This window comes from Streptomyces fildesensis (assembly GCF_016107395.1).
GTDB lineage: Bacteria > Actinomycetota > Actinomycetes > Streptomycetales > Streptomycetaceae > Actinacidiphila > Actinacidiphila fildesensis.
In genome coordinates this window covers 26,787-43,478 of record NZ_JAAIKO010000045.1, presented here as the reverse complement: position 1 = coordinate 43,478, position 16,692 = coordinate 26,787, and the positions used below count along the sequence as shown (strand labels likewise).

Annotated in this window: 15 protein-coding genes, 1 tRNA gene and 1 pseudogene; 11 read left to right on the top strand and 6 right to left on the bottom strand. The window is 67.9% G+C overall.

Translation table 11 applies throughout. From position 1 onward, the window contains the following. The first annotated feature begins 16 nt into the window (after positions 1-16). From C6N31_RS35545 to C6N31_RS35535, 3 genes are all read left to right on the top strand, one after another. A complete protein-coding gene (locus tag C6N31_RS35545) occupies positions 17-391 on the top strand; it encodes a hypothetical protein (protein WP_198359056.1) in 375 nt (124 codons plus the stop codon). Between the two features lie 610 nt (positions 392-1,001). Further along, positions 1,002-1,601 (top strand): universal stress protein, encoded by a 600-nt coding sequence (locus C6N31_RS35540; RefSeq protein WP_198359055.1) that lies wholly within the window; start codon positions 1,002-1,004, stop codon positions 1,599-1,601. A 29-nt stretch (positions 1,602-1,630) separates the two neighbouring features. Continuing rightward, the gene (locus C6N31_RS35535; RefSeq protein WP_198359054.1) at positions 1,631-2,308 is read left to right on the top strand and encodes a CBS domain-containing protein; all 678 of its coding nucleotides are present in this window, start codon (positions 1,631-1,633) and stop codon (positions 2,306-2,308) included. Here the strand turns inward: C6N31_RS35535 and C6N31_RS35530 are convergent. Both C6N31_RS35530 and C6N31_RS35525 read right to left on the bottom strand, forming a co-directional pair. Then, a pseudogene (locus C6N31_RS35530) lies at positions 2,284-3,358 on the bottom strand (SulP family inorganic anion transporter); the annotation flags it as partial. The gene C6N31_RS35535 and the pseudogene C6N31_RS35530 overlap by 25 nt on opposite strands. A 154-nt stretch (positions 3,359-3,512) precedes the next feature. After that, positions 3,513-3,953: an Hsp20/alpha crystallin family protein gene (locus C6N31_RS35525; RefSeq protein WP_198359053.1), complete on the bottom strand. Its 441-nt coding sequence runs from the start codon at positions 3,951-3,953 to the stop codon at positions 3,513-3,515. Positions 3,954-4,166: 213 nt separating this feature from the next. Here C6N31_RS35525 and C6N31_RS35520 point away from each other — a divergent pair, with 213 nt between their 5' ends. Beyond that, positions 4,167-4,376, top strand: a complete 210-nt coding sequence (locus C6N31_RS35520; RefSeq protein ID WP_198359052.1) for a hypothetical protein — start codon at positions 4,167-4,169, stop codon at positions 4,374-4,376. 54 nt (positions 4,377-4,430) lie between these two features. Here C6N31_RS35520 and chrA read toward each other — a convergent pair whose 3' ends face one another. The 3 genes from chrA to C6N31_RS35505 form a co-directional block, all read right to left on the bottom strand. Continuing rightward, complete coding sequence (gene chrA, locus C6N31_RS35515; RefSeq protein ID WP_198359051.1) at positions 4,431-5,615, bottom strand: chromate efflux transporter; 1,185 nt, start codon at positions 5,613-5,615, stop codon at positions 4,431-4,433. A 213-nt stretch (positions 5,616-5,828) separates the two neighbouring features. After that, positions 5,829-8,414, bottom strand: coding sequence for a cation-translocating P-type ATPase (locus tag C6N31_RS35510; RefSeq protein ID WP_232486055.1), 2,586 nt, complete (start codon positions 8,412-8,414; stop codon positions 5,829-5,831). Between the two features lie 198 nt (positions 8,415-8,612). After that, on the bottom strand, positions 8,613-9,272 hold the full coding sequence (locus C6N31_RS35505) for a DUF4389 domain-containing protein (RefSeq protein ID WP_198359050.1): 660 nt from the start codon (positions 9,270-9,272) through the stop codon (positions 8,613-8,615). A gap of 971 nt (positions 9,273-10,243) precedes the next feature. Here C6N31_RS35505 and C6N31_RS35500 point away from each other — a divergent pair. From C6N31_RS35500 to C6N31_RS35470, 7 genes are all read left to right on the top strand, one after another. Then, complete coding sequence (locus tag C6N31_RS35500) at positions 10,244-10,486, top strand: hypothetical protein (RefSeq protein ID WP_198359049.1); 243 nt, start codon at positions 10,244-10,246, stop codon at positions 10,484-10,486. Positions 10,487-10,521: 35 nt separating this feature from the next. Then, positions 10,522-11,025 (top strand): DUF4760 domain-containing protein, encoded by a 504-nt coding sequence (locus C6N31_RS35495; RefSeq protein ID WP_198359048.1) that lies wholly within the window; start codon positions 10,522-10,524, stop codon positions 11,023-11,025. 135 nt (positions 11,026-11,160) lie between these two features. Beyond that, a complete protein-coding gene (locus tag C6N31_RS35490) occupies positions 11,161-11,421 on the top strand; it encodes a DUF7660 family protein (protein ID WP_198359047.1) in 261 nt (86 codons plus the stop codon). An 845-nt stretch (positions 11,422-12,266) separates the two neighbouring features. After that, on the top strand, positions 12,267-12,509 hold the full coding sequence (locus C6N31_RS35485) for a hypothetical protein (protein ID WP_198359046.1): 243 nt from the start codon (positions 12,267-12,269) through the stop codon (positions 12,507-12,509). Positions 12,510-12,563: 54 nt separating this feature from the next. Then, positions 12,564-12,965: a hypothetical protein gene (locus C6N31_RS35480; protein ID WP_198359045.1), complete on the top strand. Its 402-nt coding sequence runs from the start codon at positions 12,564-12,566 to the stop codon at positions 12,963-12,965. A 625-nt stretch (positions 12,966-13,590) separates the two neighbouring features. Then, positions 13,591-13,851, top strand: a complete 261-nt coding sequence (locus tag C6N31_RS35475; protein ID WP_198359044.1) for a DUF7660 family protein — start codon at positions 13,591-13,593, stop codon at positions 13,849-13,851. 924 nt (positions 13,852-14,775) lie between these two features. Further along, positions 14,776-14,889, top strand: a tRNA-OTHER gene (locus C6N31_RS35470). Here the strand turns inward: C6N31_RS35470 and C6N31_RS35465 are convergent. After that, on the bottom strand, positions 14,868-16,373 hold the full coding sequence (locus tag C6N31_RS35465) for a tyrosine-type recombinase/integrase (protein ID WP_198359043.1): 1,506 nt from the start codon (positions 16,371-16,373) through the stop codon (positions 14,868-14,870). The genes C6N31_RS35470 and C6N31_RS35465 overlap by 22 nt on opposite strands. Positions 16,374-16,692 lie beyond the last annotated feature (319 nt).

Below are 16,692 nucleotides of genomic sequence, written 5' to 3'. Positions count from 1 at the left end.
CAGGAAACGCAGAATATTGGCGCGGACCGTGCCGCTCTGTTTCGCCGAGGCCGCGAACTTGTTGCCATGCACCGAAGCAATCGGTTCAAGCCTGGTTGAGGACGGTGGTCAGGGCACATGCGATGTCTCGGGCACAGGCGCGGATGTGTTCGCGGTCGCGGAAGTCACCGACCCTGCCTTGTTTCCTGAGCTGGCGGGCGATGAATCCACGGGACCCATCGGTGAGCTGACCGCCGAAGGTGGCGTGGCCGTGTACACCCAGCTTGGTGGCGATGCGGACAACCGCAGGAACGGCCGGGATGGCGCGCTTGGTGGCAGAACCGTCGAGTGGTCCGCTGCTGAACAGCGAGACTTCCTGCTCGGTCAGCGCCTGGCGGTGGCGGCGGACTAACGGAGCGCTTCCCCCGGCCAGCGGCCCGCGTGCAGGCCGGCTCCGAGTACCACGGCGTCGTACGCCGCGACGCTGGGGACATCGGAGATGGGCGCGACGTCGGCATCGATGTGCTGTTCGTGCAGCGGCTGCCCGATTCACCGGGCGATCTGGGCGGTCGACCCGTTCTTGCTGCTGTAGGCGACGAGCGTGCGCTGCGGGTCGCTGGTCCTCGGCGGACCCCGAGCCGATGCGGGTCGTGTGTCTGTTGGGGGAGCAGACGGATACGGACGTCGAGGTCGGAGATGGCACTTGGCCGTGCGAGGACGGGGTCGAGGTCGGCCTCGGCGCGTTGTGGCAGGTCGTCTGCCATCTGCGACAACCGGTGCAGTGGCTGTTCGATCCCAGGGGCCGCTGGACCCGTGACAGGAACTAACCGGCCCATGCGGAACGCGTATGACGAGCCGAGAGTGGAATCCGGAAGTGAGCTCCATGGGGGAGCGTTGTGTGGTCGCTGGTTTGGACGGTTCCGTCCAGGGTCTGGAGACTGCTGAATGGGCAGCGGTGGAGGCGCAACGGCGCCGGTGCGTTACGGTTGATGGGTTCCGGATTACCTGGTGGCCTTGACGGGGTGCTGGCCGCTGTAAGGGTGCGGCATCCCGCGCTGTCGATGACGACTCAGCGAGATGAACGCCCGCAGTCCGACCTCCTTTCGGCTTCGGCTGGTGCCGGCCTCCTCGTGATCAGTGCGATGAACCGCGATGCCAGACAGATTGCTGCCAGCGCGCAGTGCCCCGTGGTGCTGGTACGGGGAACCACGGCCGGCGAGATCGTTCTTGGGCTTGACGCGCGCCACCCGGCGGCAACTGCGACCGGCTTCGCTTTTGACGGCGCGCAACGGCAGGGCTGTCGGCTGCGCGTGGTGCACGCCTGGCGGCTGCCGGCGCCGGTGAAGGGTCGTGCGCGTTACACGGTTTTGCAGGAGGACCGGGCCGAATGGGAGGACGAGGAAGTGCAGCTCCTCCATGACACGTTGCGTGGCTGGCGGGAGAAGTACGCCGAGGTGGCTGTTCTTCCGGATGTGCGGCTGTTCACCGCGTCCTGGGCTCTGGTGAACGCGTCCGCGCACGCGGGACTGGTCGTGTTGGGACGCGGACCGGACGGGCTCGGCCCGGTGGGGCACGCGGTCGCCGGGTTCGCGGAGAGCCCGGTGGCGTTCGTTCCGGTCTGACGCACGCCGCCGGTGACAGGACCGGGTCGATGCCGGTTCTACCACCGAAGCCCGTCTACGCAACGCCGTTCAAAGTGGTTGCCGAACAGCTGTCCCGGCACGGCATCAGCGGACTTCCCGTCGTCGACGGCGACGACAGGGTCATCGGCGTCATCTCCGAGACGGACCTGATGATGCGCCAGGCCGCGAGCGTCGCTGACACCGCTTCGCGGTGGAGCCGGCTCTCCCGTGCCCACCGCCGGGAGCAGATCAAGGTCCGGGCCCGGACCGCGGGACAACTGATGTCCCAGCCGGCGGTCACGGTGCACGCCGAGGACTCCATTGCTGAGGCCGCCCGCACGATGATGGAGCACAAGGTGGAGCGGCTGCCCGTCGTCGACGAGCAGGACTGCCTGATCGGCATCGTCACCCGCCGTGACCTGTTGCAGGTCTTCCTGCGGCCGGACAGTGATATCCGCCGTGATGTGATCGACGAGGTGCTGGTCCGCACCCTGTGGGTCGTCCCGCAGACCACCGGCGTCACCGTGGATGATGGGGTGGTGAAGCTGGAGGGGCGGCTGGAACGCCGCAGCGAGATCGACATCGCGCTGCGCCTCACCCCGCTGATCGACGGAGTGGTCGCCGTGGTCGGCAAGCTCACGTATCAGCTCGATGACTCGCACCTGAAGGTCGCCGAACCGGCGTCGATCAGCCGCAGGCCGGCATAGACGACGATGGCGCCCAGCACGGCCCCCCGGGATGTGGGCCAGCAACCGGCTCGCGACGAGCAGCACGGCGAGCACGGCGCCGAGGGCTACGAGGGAGTATGCCTGCGTGCGGCTGCCTGCCGCGTCGGCGAGCGCCGTACGGCTGGCGCTGCTGCTCACCGGAAGCCGTGCAGGGATCCGGCGCCGAGGTTCGCGGCGCCCAGTGCCAGCAGCTCCTGGTTGGCGTCGAGCCGGTGACCGCCATCGTGGGTCGCGAAGGCCCGGGCGGTGAGGATGACGTCCGTGTAGCCGACCAGCAGGACGCCGAGCGCGGGCAGTATCAGCTGTGGCAGGTCGCCCGGGTCCGGCAGCGCGGGCTGGGGCAACCCCGAGGGGATGGCGCCGATGACGGTGATTCCGTGACGACGAGGAGCAGCGGCCCTGGTAGGCGGCGGAAGTACCTCTGCACCGCGAAGAGGAAGACGAGGGCTGCTCCGGTGAAGGCCAGCATGACCAGATGGGCCTGCGGAAGGTGCCGGGCGAAGGAGAACAGCTGTGGGAAGAACTCCGTCCCGTGCACGGGTACGCCGGTCAGCCGGGGCAGCTGGTTCACGATCATGATCCGGGCTACGCCCGCCATGTAGCCGACGAGAACCGGCCGGGACAGCAGATCGGCGAAGAAGCCCAACCGCGCTGCCCAGGCGACGAGGCAGAGCAGCCCGCCCGCGACCGCGAGAGCGGCGGACAGAACCGCGTACCGGGCCGGGTCCCCGGCGGCGAGCGGTCCGATGACGGTGGCGGTCATCAGTGCGGTGGTGGACTCCGGCCCGACCGACAGTTTGCGGGACGATCCCAGCAGCGCGTAGAGCAACAGCGGCAGCACGATGGCCCACAGGCCGGCGACCGGTGGCAGTCCTGCCAGCCCCGCGTACGCCATCACCTGAGGAATCAGGTAAGCCGCTGCGGTCCCCCTGCCGACAGGTCGCCGCGCAGCCAGGCCCGCTGGTAGCCGGACAGCACGACAAGCCCCGGCAGCAAGTGCCTGCCGGCCTCGGCCACCCGGGCACGCAACTCCCCCTGCTCTGGTGGATGGTCGCCGCTTGAGGATCCAGGCGTGGGACGGGCATCTCCGGGAGCGTGCGGCCGCCCCGACCGCGGACCGGAGTCGCGCGTTCGGGGCGGCCGTCGTCCCTTGTTCCGGCCGTGCCGAGGAATCACTCGGTTCTCACGCGTCGGCGCGCTGCACCTTGATGGTGCGCGCCCCGGTCTTCGGCTCTGCGACCGGGACGTTCACGGTAAGGACGCCGTCCTTGTAGTCGGCCGTGGTCTCGTCCGCGCGGGCGCTCGCGGGCAACCGGACGGAGCGGGCGAACGCGCCGTAACGGAACTCCGAGTGGTGCTTGCCCTCGGTCTTTTCCGCGCGCTCGGCGCGAATCGTCAGCACATCACCGTCGATGCTGATCTCAACGTCCTGGTCCGGGTCGATTCCGGGCAACTCGGCCTTCACGACGTACGTGCTATCGGCCAGCTGCTGCTCGATGCGGATGCCGTGCAGTCCGGGCACGTTCCGCATGCCCGGCACGGCGGGAATACCGGCCTCGATCCAGTCGAACAGTTCCGGCAGCAGCGGCGGCCATCCCTGGCGCCGTTCCAGCTTCCCACTCATCGTTTCCTCCTCGCCTTGGACGTTCACGGACTGTGCGGGTGCGATTCCAGGATCCTGTTCCCGGCTGTACCGCATCAGGGGCCGTACGGCCCACACATGACCGGCCGTACGGGCCCCGAATGACCCTTCCGGCCCCGGGCGGAGGGCGCGCAGTGAGGGGAAGCTGAGGGGCGGAAGATCCTGTTGATAATCAGCTGTGAGGAGATGACCGCCGTGTATACGACCCTGACCGCGGACTTCTGGAGGCTTTTCGTGTGCCTGCTGTGCGCCGGAATGCTGCTGGTGCTGGTCGCGACCTTGGCCGCCGAGGCACTGGTGGATCGGCTGTCCGCTCGGCGCACGCGTCGGTCGCAGATCCGTCGGATCCCTGATGTGGTCTTGGCCCGGCCCCGGCCCCGGCAGCCGCACCACGCGCACCATTGAGCACAGGTGCCGCGCAGAAGGACCGAACTGCTGATCGGTCGTCATTTGGGGCTGTCAGGTCACTGGCCAGCCGGCCAGTGCCAAGGCCACCCCCAGCACCCCTGCCCCCAGCAGGGCAGTGACTACACTCCGGCGCCCGGTCAGCAACCAGATGGCTGCGGCGGCGAGTACGCCGAACTGCCACACGTGTTGCATCGCGAGAGCCAGCGGGATCGCGGACCCGGCGATCGCACCGATCACCGCGGGACCGGCTCCGGTCAAGAACGCCTGTACCCGCAGGTTGACTCGCAGTCGGTCGAACCGGGGTGCGCCGAGGATCACGAACACAAACGACGGGGCGAACGCCACTGCGGCGGCCAGCAGACCACCTCCTACCCCGGCAGCGGCAAAGCCGACCACTGCGACGGTCTGCACCACCGGCCCTGGGGTGATCTGCCCCAGCGCCACCGCGTTCAGGAACTGCCCGTCGCTCATCCAGTGGTAGCGATCGACCGCGTCGGCCTGCATCAGCGGGATGATCACGAAGCCGCCACCGTAGGACAGCGCGCCGACCTTCAGGCTCACCCAAGCCAGCGCGAGCAGACCACCGCTCGCCACCGGAGCGACAGCCAGCAGCGGCCACGACCGCATCCGCCGGACCACAGCCGGCCCGGAGCCAGAGCGCACCGCGACCTCCACCAGACCGGCAGCGACCAGCACCAGGACCAACCACGGTCCGGTCAGCGCCGCCGTGGTTCCGCCCGCCATGCCGTAGCCGATCCATCGGGTCCGCGCCGACCGCGCCGGACCGGCACGCTTCCAGCTCGCCGGGACCAGCGACCATGCCGCCTGCACAGCCACTGCTGCCACCGCCGACCCCGCGCCCGCCGCCGCTCCCCGCACCCACAAGGGCGGATCCCCAGCCAGGAACAGCGCGGCCAGCGCCAGGATCAGCACTAGCCCCGGCACGATGAAGCACACCCCGCCAACCAACGCGCCGACAAGGCCCCGCAGCCGCCATGCGGAGAAGATCGCCAGCTGCGTGGACGCCGGCCCCGGCAGTAGATTGGTCGCCGCGATCCCGTCCTCGAAATCCTCGGCCGCGATCCATTTCCGGCTCTCGACACACAACTGCCGCAGCAGCGCGATATGCGTCGGTGGACCGCCGAACCCGATGCAACCGATCCGGCCCCACTCCCGGGCGATCGTTGCCAGACCTACTCGGGCTCCGTCTGCCCGGCCCTCGTGTGCAACCGTCACGCTGCCCTTTCCACGTCACCGAACCACCAGCGGCGCGACTCTACTGGCCGTGAGTGAACGGACGCCCATGGGGCTCGATCAGCGTTGACCGTCCTTCCCGGCGGCGCCGCGCTCCGAACCGCGGTCCCAACGTCGATCCCGGTCGTCCACCAGGAGGTCTGTCAGTTCGCCGGAGTTCCCCATTGCCCCATCCATGTGCTCTCCGCTCCGCCGTCACCGCCGCCCGCGTCGAGAACCGATCCGTGCGGACCGGTTCTCGACGCGGGCGGCGCAGAAGCCGGCCAGACCGGCGACCACGGCGGCCGTGAGACCGGACCAGGCCGGCGGTGAGGTCTGCAGCACGGTCTGCAGGAACGGCAGGTACAGCGCCGCAGCACCCAGGGCGACCGAGGCCAGAACAGCCGCGGGCAGGAAGGGGTTCTCCCGGGTGAACAGCCGCTCGCGCAGACCGAGTACGACGCCGAGCTGGGCGATCAGCAGAGCGAGAAACAGGGTGGTCTGCCACGGCTGTCCGGAGTGCCGGGCCCATTCGGCCGCCGCGAGGCTCGCAACGGTGACCAGTGCTGCCAGACGAAGCACCCGCTGCCACAGCCCGTCCCCGAGCACATGCTGGTGGGGCGGGCGAGGCGGCCGCAGCATGGCGTTCTCGGAGACCGGTTCGGCGCCCATGGCGACTCCGGTCAGGCCGTGGGTGAGCAGGTTGATCCAGAGGATCTGGCCTGCCAGCAGGGGTAGGGCGAGCCCGAGCAGTGGGCCGAGCAGCATGACGAGGATCTCGGCTGCGCCGCCGGCCAGGGCGTAGAGGAGGAAGCGTCGGATGTTGTCGTAGACCCGGCGGCCCTCCTCCACCGCCGAGACCACGGTGGCCAGTTCGTCGTCGGCCAGTACCAGGTCGGCGGCCTGCCGGGCGACCTCGGTGCCCCGGCGGCCCATCGCCACACCGATGTCGGCCTGCCGCAGCGCCGGGCTGTCGTTGACACCGTCGCCGGTCATCGCGGTGACCGCGCCCTGGGCCCGCCATGCCTGCACGATGTCCAGCTTCTGCTGCGGGGTGGTGCGGGCGAACACCCGTACCCGGGTGAGATCAGGTATCTGCCCGTCGGTCATTTCGCGGCCGCTGATCACCGCACCGTCGCCTTCCGCGCCGAGGATGCCCACCCGGGTGGCAATGGCGCGTGCGGTTGCCGGATGGTCACCGGTGATCAGCACCGGGGTGATGCCCGCGCGGCGACAGGCCGCGATGGTGGCCGCAGCGGCTTCCTTGGGCGGGTCGCTGAGCGCTGTCAGGCCGAGCAGCCGCAGTCCGGACTCCGCATCCTCGTACCCGGTAGGCAGGCCGCCATGCACGGCCGATGCCACGGCCAGCACCCGGAAGCCCTCGGCGGACAGCCGGTCGGCCTCCCGGCGGGCAAGATCCAGAACCTCGGGGCTCTCCTCCAGGAGCGTGCCGTCCAGCACCGCCTCCGGTGCGCCCTTGAGACAGACCTCGATCTGCCCGGTGGGCAAGCGGTGCCAGGTGGACATGCGCTTGCGCAGACTGTCGAAGGGAGCCTCGCCGATACGGGGACGGGTGCTCAGCAGTTCCTCACGGTCACATCCCGCCTTCGCAGCGGCAGCGAGCAGAGCCGCCTCAGTGGGGTCACCGAGCGCGTTCCACCGGTCCTCACCGTCTCCGGGCGGGCGCAGTGACGCGTCGTTGCACAGCGTTGTTGCGGTAAGCAGCGTCCGTGCGGCACGACTGACGTCCGGATCCGCGAGGAACCGGCCGACGGGCTCATACCCCCTGCCGGTGAAGGTGGCTGTGCCCTCAGTGGTCCAGACTCGCTCCACGACCATCTGGCCCTCGGTGAGGGTGCCGGTCTTGTCGGTTGCCAGCACAGTGACCGAGCCGAGGGTCTCCACAGCGGGCAGTCTGCGGACGATCGCGTTACGGGCCGCCATTCGCCGTGCGCCGATTGCCAGGCCAAGGGTGACGACAGCGGGCAGGGACTCCGGGACGGCTGCTACCACCAGGCTGATCGCTGTCACGGCCATGATCTCCGGAGACTGGCCACGCATCAGTCCGAGAGCGAAGACGACCAGGCACAGAGCGACCGTGACCAGAGCCAGTACCCGCCCGAGGCCGGCCAACCGGCGCTGCATCGGCGTGAGTTCCGACCGCGGGTGCAGCAAGGCGGCGATCCGGCCGAGCGCGCTGTGGGCCCCGGTGGCGGTAACGGTGGCGACCGCCCGGCCGCGTAGGACGACGGTCCCCGCCTGCAGCTGTCCGGCGTCCCGGTCGGCGGCGTCCGGGTCCTTGTCCACCGGCACCGACTCGCCGGTCAGTGCGGACTCGTCGACGAGCAGGGCAGAGGCCTGAACCAGAGCCGCGTCCGCAGGGACGATGTCGCCCTCACCTAGCACCAGGATGTCGTCCGGCACCACGGCCGCCGAGGGCACCTCTCGTTCGGTGCCGCCACGCAGCACCCGCGCGGTCGGTGCGGTCATCGCGGTCAGCGCCGCGACCGCGTTGTCGGCCCGTATCTCCTGGATCACCCCGACGGTGGTGTTGACCAGGACCACCAGGGCTATCACGACCGCATCCGGATGGTCTCCCGTTGCCACGGTGAGCACCACCGCCGCCAGCAGGACCAGGATCAACGGGTCGCGCAGCTGCGCGACGATCCGCGACCGCAGCGGAATTCGGCGCTGCCGGGCCATTTCGTTCGGACCGTGGTCCGCCAGCCGCTTGGCGGCCTCTTCCTCGGTCAGGCCGGCCGGCCTTACCGGACCGGAGACCGTGGTGGACATATGGGTCATGCTCGCCTCCGGGGCGACTATGGCCGGTACGGCCGGGTGGCGGGGGTCAGGGGTCGGTACGGGCGCTGGGCCGCGATTGGGCTGCGGCGAAGGCGACGGGAGCATCGAGCAGCGCCCCGACGGTCAGCCAGGGGTGGAACCAGTCGCCTTCAGATCAGCACGCGTGCACGTTCAGGAGCGCTGTGGCCAGAGCGGCGATCACGGCTGGGCATCCGGCTCACGGCCGCCCATGTCCAGCCGGAACGGCGGGTAGACGTCCGTCATCAGAGCCGTGTAGGCGGCTACCCGCAGAACCCAGCGGTTGAGGCCCATGACCAGGTCGAAGAGGTCCTTCGGGTACTTCTCGGTGAACGCCAGGAAAAAGCCTGCGAAGATCGCGAGGACGCCGATGAGCCCGCCGGACCACCAGCCGAAATGGTCGCCGCCGAGGAAGAAGCCGATGATGATGTAGTGCGGGATGGCCAGCAGCCACCACTTCACCAGCACCTGCCCACGTGACAGCCGCTCCGGGTAGGCGATGTCCAGCCGGGCCGGGTAGTCGGGCTCCTCGCCCAGGCTGAAGGGCGGGTAGCGGTCGGTGGCGAGCGCACCGTAGGAGTAGTAAGCGACCCGCCAACTCCAGCGCAGCACACCCACGTTGAAGTCGAACAGCGTTCGCGGATAGCGCTCGGTGAACAGGATGGCGAAGAAGGCGATCACGCTGACGACGATGAAGGCGATCCACAGGAAGAACAGCACGATCCAGTGCGGGATGACCAGCACCCACTTCACCAGCCACAGCCAGCGCGACAGCGGCGCGTCCAGCACCGCATCCACCCGCACCGGATAGTCCGGCATCGTCGTAGTCGTGGATGTCATGGCGATCAGCTCCTTGGTACGGCGATGGCCGAACTCGGCTCTCGAAGTGAGTCGAACGGTCACCACCGACATATACAGCCAGCGTGCCCGCGCCCAGGGAGCCACCGCGAGGGCCGTGCGGCCCGCGCGACAGGGCCCCTCGGCCCCAATGGCCCGCTACGTCAGGGTTGCCGCGGTGTCATCGCCGAAGAAGTCGCTCACGTCCCAGTCCCGCTGGTCGCCGTACCGGCAGCCGCATCAGCCCGAACATCCGGGTCTCCGTGCACGGCAACTGATCACGGGTGGCGATGCCAGGCACAGGCGGTGTCCGCCAGGGTGCAAGGCCGACTGGACCTTGCGGATCACCTTGTGCCCCTCCTTGTCGGCCAGCGGCCTCCAGGGGCGGCGCAGAGCGCCCGGCATGTAGACACCGAAGATCCACACCGGACGCCCGGCGAGCAGCTCCCGGTTCCCGTTGACGGCCACGGATCCACGATCAGGTCCGGCCGCTCCGAGAGCCACCCGGGACCGACACAGCGCGACGGCCGCTGCCTCGACGGCTTCGATGACCGGATTCCCATGATCGTAGTTCCATCATTGGTCCCGCCCCGTCATGACGACCGCGATGGTTGTTCGCCGTAGGCGGGGGACATCGCCTTCTGCGGCTTCGGAAGATCCGCCAGCGCTCTGGTCGGCAGAGCCGCTGGCAACGACGCAGGGACCCGTGCCGTCCGCGAGAGCGCCCCGGCCGGAGAGCCGCTGGTCACCGCGAGCAATACCAATGCCACGAACACCAGTAGCGCTTTTTGAGCACTCCTGAACATCCCGCCCCCTACGCCCGACAAGCAACGTGAGCCAGACCCGCGCCCCCCCAGCACGCGACGCGCCCTTGTCGCGCGGCACTCTCCGCAGACTGATGGCGCGAGGAGTGCCGCTCAACTACGGGGGCGGGTACCGTGACTGCTCAATGTTGGTGGCACCCAGGGGGGTACATGTCGGAGAAGCGCACGCGTGTGTTCAACGAGCACATGGATTTGCCGGACGGCCGCAAGGTGCGCGTGACCGCGTACGACGATGGTTCAGTGCGTTTCGTCCTAGCAGGTGCCCCGTACGTCATCCAAGAGGCCTTCTTGGGCGGCATGGGCAACGACGGCATCGTGATGCTGTCGCCCGGCGGGCAAGGGAGTGCCGCCATGCGCGGCAAGGTGCAGGCTCCCGCGGTTGAAGACAGCTGAGCCTGCGGCCCGTCCATGGCCCATGGAGGACCTGAGTGAACGTAGTAGCGTTGGCGTTATCCATCACGGCCGTGGTCGTCTCGGTGCTGGTGTCCCTCCGGCAACTAACGCTGGCCCGCCACTCCAACACGTTGCCGGTCGTCATTGGGCTCTTCAGTGAGCATCGAGACGACAACCTCACCGAGGCCCGAGCCTTCGTCTACCGAGAGCTCGATACCTTCGATTTGTCACAGGGGCTCGACGCCCTCCCGCCGGACAAGCAGAAACTCGTGCGTGACCTGGCTTGGTTCTACGACAACGTCGGCGCCCTGGTCACCCACAACGTGGTCGACGTGGAGCCCGTCTCGGGGTACTTGGGCGGCTCCGTCATCCTGATTTGGGAGAAGATGGAGCCGCTGATTCGCGCGGAGCGCGCGAGGCGAAGTCCCTCTCTGCAAGACCCCATCCGTTGGCAGGTCTACTTCGAGAATTTGTACCATCTGGTCCGGGAGACATCGCCGTCCGAAGCCAGGTCGCGCGAGAAGCGGTGGCGGCTGTAGTCATCGCGCCTTCCGCGGACCCGAAGGCTCCGAGGTGGAGCCACCCCGCCCAGGTCGCGTTCAATGGCCATGACCTCTTCGGTCCGGATGCGGATGGGTGCGCGGGTTACGCCGGTGGCGCGGTACGGTGCCGCCATGATGGAGCTGCCAGTCAACCCGGCCAATGAAGTCGACAGCAGGGAAGCTCTTGTAGCTCACATCCTCGACCTGCGGGCGGATCTTCTCGACCGCAGCGACGAGTGGGAGATTCCCACGCTTGAGCAGTACCTGGAAGCGCTGGCGGCCTGGATCGAGTCGTCGCCGAACTGGTACCGGAACTTCGGCCAGGAGATGCCGATCGACGACGATTGGACTTTCCTCGCGCGGGCGTTGAGCGCCGCGAAGGTATACGTGTAGCTGCGCACCGTGCCCGTTGCGTGCCCGGTGGGGCGGTAAACCACGGTCAATCGTGGGCCTGGGTACCCTGCGTCCTGGGCCCCGATCGCGACCTCGTTTCCGCAGCTCAGCGCCCCACTAGCCGCTTGCTTGGCCTGTGATTCCCAAGCCCAGGTTCTGTCGACGGAGTGGAAGGCCAGCTATATGTACTCGGATACGAAGCCAGGGCAGTAGTCAGCCTGGTAGTGGTCGAGGGCTTGCCTGAGCATGGCCGCAGCTCACGTTCGTCGGCGGCGGTACTGACGTCGAGGGTGATCACATCGCATCCTCCCAGAAGCGGCGTATTTGCGGGATGGGGCAGGGCACCCAAAGCCACGCAGGCCGCCTGAAGTGCGAGAACCGCTGGGACGCCTCCGGCCTCCGGAGCCGGGTGCACAGGTTCGAATCCCTCCAGCGGCACCTTGGAACGGTGTCAGAAGACCCCGCCACCAGCGGCAACGCTGGGAACGGGGGCCTCGCGTGTCTCCATCCATTTGCTACGGAACGCCCCTCTGGGTACCGCGATGTCAGGTGCCGTGCGTGCATCGTTGTGGTTGCCGAAGGCAGCTGCCGGCCGTTCAGCGCCATGGAGCGGAGACTGCGATGCGTGAGCATTCGTCGAACGACGGGGGACCGATGGCCTATCAGCTCAACTTTTTCTGCCGCTCAGGAGAAGCGAAGGGAGACGAGGCACTTGATCGCCTGCTGGACTATCTGTTGGAGACGGGCGAACCTCTGGTAGGCGAGTGGCAAGGCCCGTACGTCGATCCGGTGGCCGCGCCAAGCTGGGCACCAAGAACAGTGCCAGTGACGGATCAGTCGCAGACTTGCTCATGCTTGAAGTACACGTGGGGGTTGCAGCGATAGCGGAAGCGGTGATCGCCACGTCGCCCAACGATGAGCAGGGCATCTGGGGATGCGATCTGCTGGCCATGGTCACCCTCAGCGGAAACAACCCTGACTGGCCCCTGGTGAATCGAATATGGGCCGCGGTAGTCAGCCTCTGGAAGGCGGTTCCCTGGGATGAGTCCTCCGGATTTGAGATCACGGCCAGCGCGTCGCAGTCATGAGCTGGATTGTGGGAGCGGGCATCGCTGTCAGACCTGCGCTATACGGTCCGCTTCATGACTGAGAGACCAACGACGCACTGGCGCAGGGGTGTGGCCGAGGAGGCTGCGGAGCTGAGCGCTGGCATACTTGATCCCGAGTGTGCTTACAGGGTCGAACTTTTCCCTGAGAAGCTCTTGCTGGAGACCGATGCCGTCCTCGACACGTTCGAGGCCGAGTTGCCCACGGTCGCCGGAGGAGACGACGCGCAGATCTTCGCCGTAGTGGAGCGCGTTGTCCTGGCCCTGAACGCCGTGAACGAGGACCACGACGAAAGCGCCTTCGAGACGGATGAGCGCGAGCGGTTGTGTGCCTACATCGATGAGGCCCTCACCGAGCACGGGGTCGATGTCAGGGCCCTGACCGCCAGGCGCGGGCTTGGCCGGCATGAACTCACGGACCAGTGGCGGGACTGGTGAGCGCCTCTGCGGCCGTCTCATTCTCCGTCTCATTCGCCGCCGTGCGGCTCGGTTCGAGGGCGTACGCGTCGCTGCCGCGCCTGACGCCCCGACCCGGTCTGAACGCCGGTGAACCCGGGCGAGTCAGCCTCTGAGCAGGGAAAACGGACTTGGGAAGCACGTGCGATGGACGATGGACTCAGCCGGCCTTCATACGTTGTCGGCTCTGCCCAGCTCGATCTGCCGCCGGCTGACGTAGCTCGCCAGGTCACGTTTGATGGTCATGACCTCTTCGACCCGGATGCGGATGGGTGCACAGTACTGGCCATCGCACGACCGAGGAAAGCTGCCGTCGATGAGCGAGATGCCGCTGAGTACCACGCCGCCGTCATTGTCGATCTCTGTGCAGAGGACTGGGTGGAAGGAGCAGTCTTCGTAGATGTCCCCTACGCGGCCGCCGGGTTACGCGGGTCAGTCACTTCGATCATGCTGCTCAAGATGCCACAGCGGGTACGACAGAGCGCGACGGATTTTCGGGATGCCGGAGGACGTACAACGCGCGGTCTGCCCCTGTGCGAACGGGCGGAGAAACATCGGGTTCCGGGGTCGCATGCGCTTGGCGTCGGTGGCGCGGTACGGTGCCGCCATGATGGAGCTGCCAGCGAATCCGGCCAATGAAGTCGACAGCAGGGAAGCTCTGGTGGCGCACATCATCGACCTGCGGGCGGATTTCCTCCACCGTGACGACGAGTGGGAGAACCCCACGCTTGAGCAGTACCTGGAAGCGCTGGCGCCCTGGATCAGGTCCTCGCCGAACTGGTATCGGAACTTCGGCCAGGAGATGCCGGTCGACGGCGATTGGACGTTCTTCGCACGGGCATTGAGCGCCGCGGAGATCTACGAGTAGCCGAACACCGTGCCCGTTGCGTGCCCGGTCAGCGCACCCGGATTTCCTCTTCGAGGACCCTGCGAGGTGGTGGGCTGGGCCTGGTCGTAGCCTGCCGCTATGACTGAGGCCCCGATGTGAGTGCCGCTCACGGTCGCTCGCCGCGGGGGCGTCGCCGCCCGCGCCCGGAATTCAGTGGACCTGTACTCCCGTGGGCGGTTAGCGTGCTCCCGCCCGCAGTCGCCCCTGGCAAGGACGTGGCAATGTACACCAAGTGAGACACCCCGAGCGCTGAAACCGTCGCGCGTCGCACCTGTGCGCCGTGCTCCTTTTCGCTGTGGTCTTCTCACTGGAACCGGTGTATCTCCATGTCCAGAACCTGGGTGGTAGTTCCCACCTGCCTGCCGATTGTTCTCCGCCGTTGCCACAGGTGCCCCTCCGGGCGCTTCCGGGCGCACGGCACTTTCCGCGTCAACGCCAACCACAAGCTCTTCGACGCCTGGCTCCCCAGCCTGGCAGCCGAACCGCTCCAGGACCCGGTCGTGCGGCGCCGCGGCCTGGGTTTCTCGGGTCGAGGTGACCGGCCGGCGTGGCAGTCGCCGTACGGTCCACCGTCGCACCGGGCGCACCGCGGCCGGTGGGCCCCCGTGCCGGGGGTGGCCAATCCGCGGTCCTCCTTGCCGCGCGAATACTTGTGCGGCCGGTGCGACTGATCGCCGAGGATTTCGGCTGTGCGAGCCGAGACCGGCAGGCTGCTCCTGACATCAACGTCCAGACGCCTCGGAGCACGGTTGCCGACCGGTCATGTTGTCTGATGTAGGCACGCGGCCTTGAGCGGAGCGGGCTCGTGCCTCCATCCGGGGTTGCATCCGCCTGGATCTCACAGGCGTCTCACGGACGAGTCGTCATGAAGCCGGAATGGTCGTCATGGCGGTCCTCGTAGAACGGGACCTGACCTGGGTTATCTGGACTGCACGGGACCAGCTATGACAGACCGTCAAACTTGGTCGAACGCTGGGGGTCAAGGGGTCGCAGGTTCAAATCCTGTCGTCCCGACCAGCGTTTTCGCAGGTCGGAGGCCGTTTTCGCAGAAATGCGGAGGCGGCCTTTTCCGCCTTTCGGGGTCCGGTGGTCGCGTGGTGGTCGCAGTGCGGCGTGCCCCTTCGGCCGGCCCGCACCTCGTGGGTGCAATCGGCTCTGGGCGGTGCGGTCTTCAGGATGTTCATCCGGTTGTGGGCCCGGGGGTTGTGGTCGGGTTGTGGTCGCGGCCGCAGTTTGCGGCGGTTGCGGTTGGTGGTTCGGTCGCTTGCAGTGAGGGTGTGGTCGATGCTGTCGACGGCGTCGTGGGCGGCTTGTGCGGTGAGGTGGCTGTAGATGTTCGCGGTGGTGGAGAGTGTGGAGTGCCGCAGCGTTTTGGACACGACGGTCAGCGGGACGCCGGCGGTGATGGAGATCGTTGCGGCGAGGTGGCGTAGGTCGTGGAGGGTGGTGCGGGGGACATGGGCTTGGCGGCTGAGGTCGTGGAAGTGGTTGAGGACGTACCCGGGGTGCAGGGGCCGGCCGTCCGGTTGGTGGAAGACCAGGCCGCCGCGGAATGCGTTCTCGGATGACGGTGGTTTGTCGTGGGCGCGGCGTTGGAGGGCGCCGGCGACGCGTGGGGAGATGGCGACCCAGGTTTTGCTGGTGCGGGTCTTGGGCGCGGTGAGGACGAGCTGGTTGTTGTCGACGGCGGAGAGCGTGTAGCGGATGTAGAGGACGTCTTGGGACGGGTGTACGTCGTTCCAGTGCAGGCCGAGGGCTTCGCCTTTGCGGATGCCGGTGCCGATGAGGACTTCGACGAGGTCGGCCATGGGTGGGTCGGCGTGGCGGCAGAAGTCCAGGAAGCGGATGGCCTGGGGGACGGTCCAGATGGTGCGTTCCGCGGCGGCCGGGCGGGGGATGAGCGTGGGCCGGGCCGGGTTGTGGGTGAGGCGCTGGTGGCGGACGGCTTCGCCCAGAGCGCTGGAGAGGGTCGCGAGGCACCGATGGATGGTGACCTTGCCGCGGCCGGCGGCGAGTTGGGTGTGGACGAAGGCGGCGATGTGCTGGTGGCCGAGGTCGTCGAGGAGTACGTCGCCGAACGCCGGGATGAGGTCGTGCCGGGTGTAGTCGCGGTAGCGGGCGTAGGTGGTGGGTTTGAGGGTGAGTTCTTTGTCCTTGAGCCAGGCGGTGAGGTAGACGGTGAGGGTCTGGTTGGGGTCGGCGTCGAATCCGCCCTGGGCGCCGTCGAGGAGTCGGTGCAGGGCGGCGCGGGCGGTGTCCTGGGTGGGGAAGCCGCCGCGGCGCACGGTGTGCCGATGTCGGGTGGGGCTCGTGTGGTCGCTGGGCTGGTTGGGTTCGGTGGGGGAGGGGAGGTCGACGGCGAAGGTCCAGGAGCCGTGATCGGGGTCGGTGGTGAGCTGGGGGCAGTGGGCCCCGAGTTGCCTGCGGTTCTGGTCGCGGCAGCCGCACCGCCGGTAGACGCGGCCGCGGTGGACGGTGGAGCGCATGGTGATCGCTTCCAACGATTGAGTTGAACAGGGTTCGCGTCCATGATCGGTCTTCGCGCGGTCGCAAGGAATAGCCTGCGACCACCAGGCGACCACCAGGCGACCACCAGCTCCCCTGCTGGCCTCCTGACCTGAGCAGATCCCTTTACGGGGCGTCAAGGGGTCAAGCTTGCGAACCTATTTGCGCCGGGTAGGACAGCTTGCTCCACTCAGCCCCAGTGATTCGGACGGTTGGGCGGCCCCTGGATGTCGATGCCGTTCGGTACGTAGGTGTCGTGAGCCGGTGCGGCGTGCGGTTCGTCCGCGATGGTGCCCGGCTTCCCTGCGCGGCCTT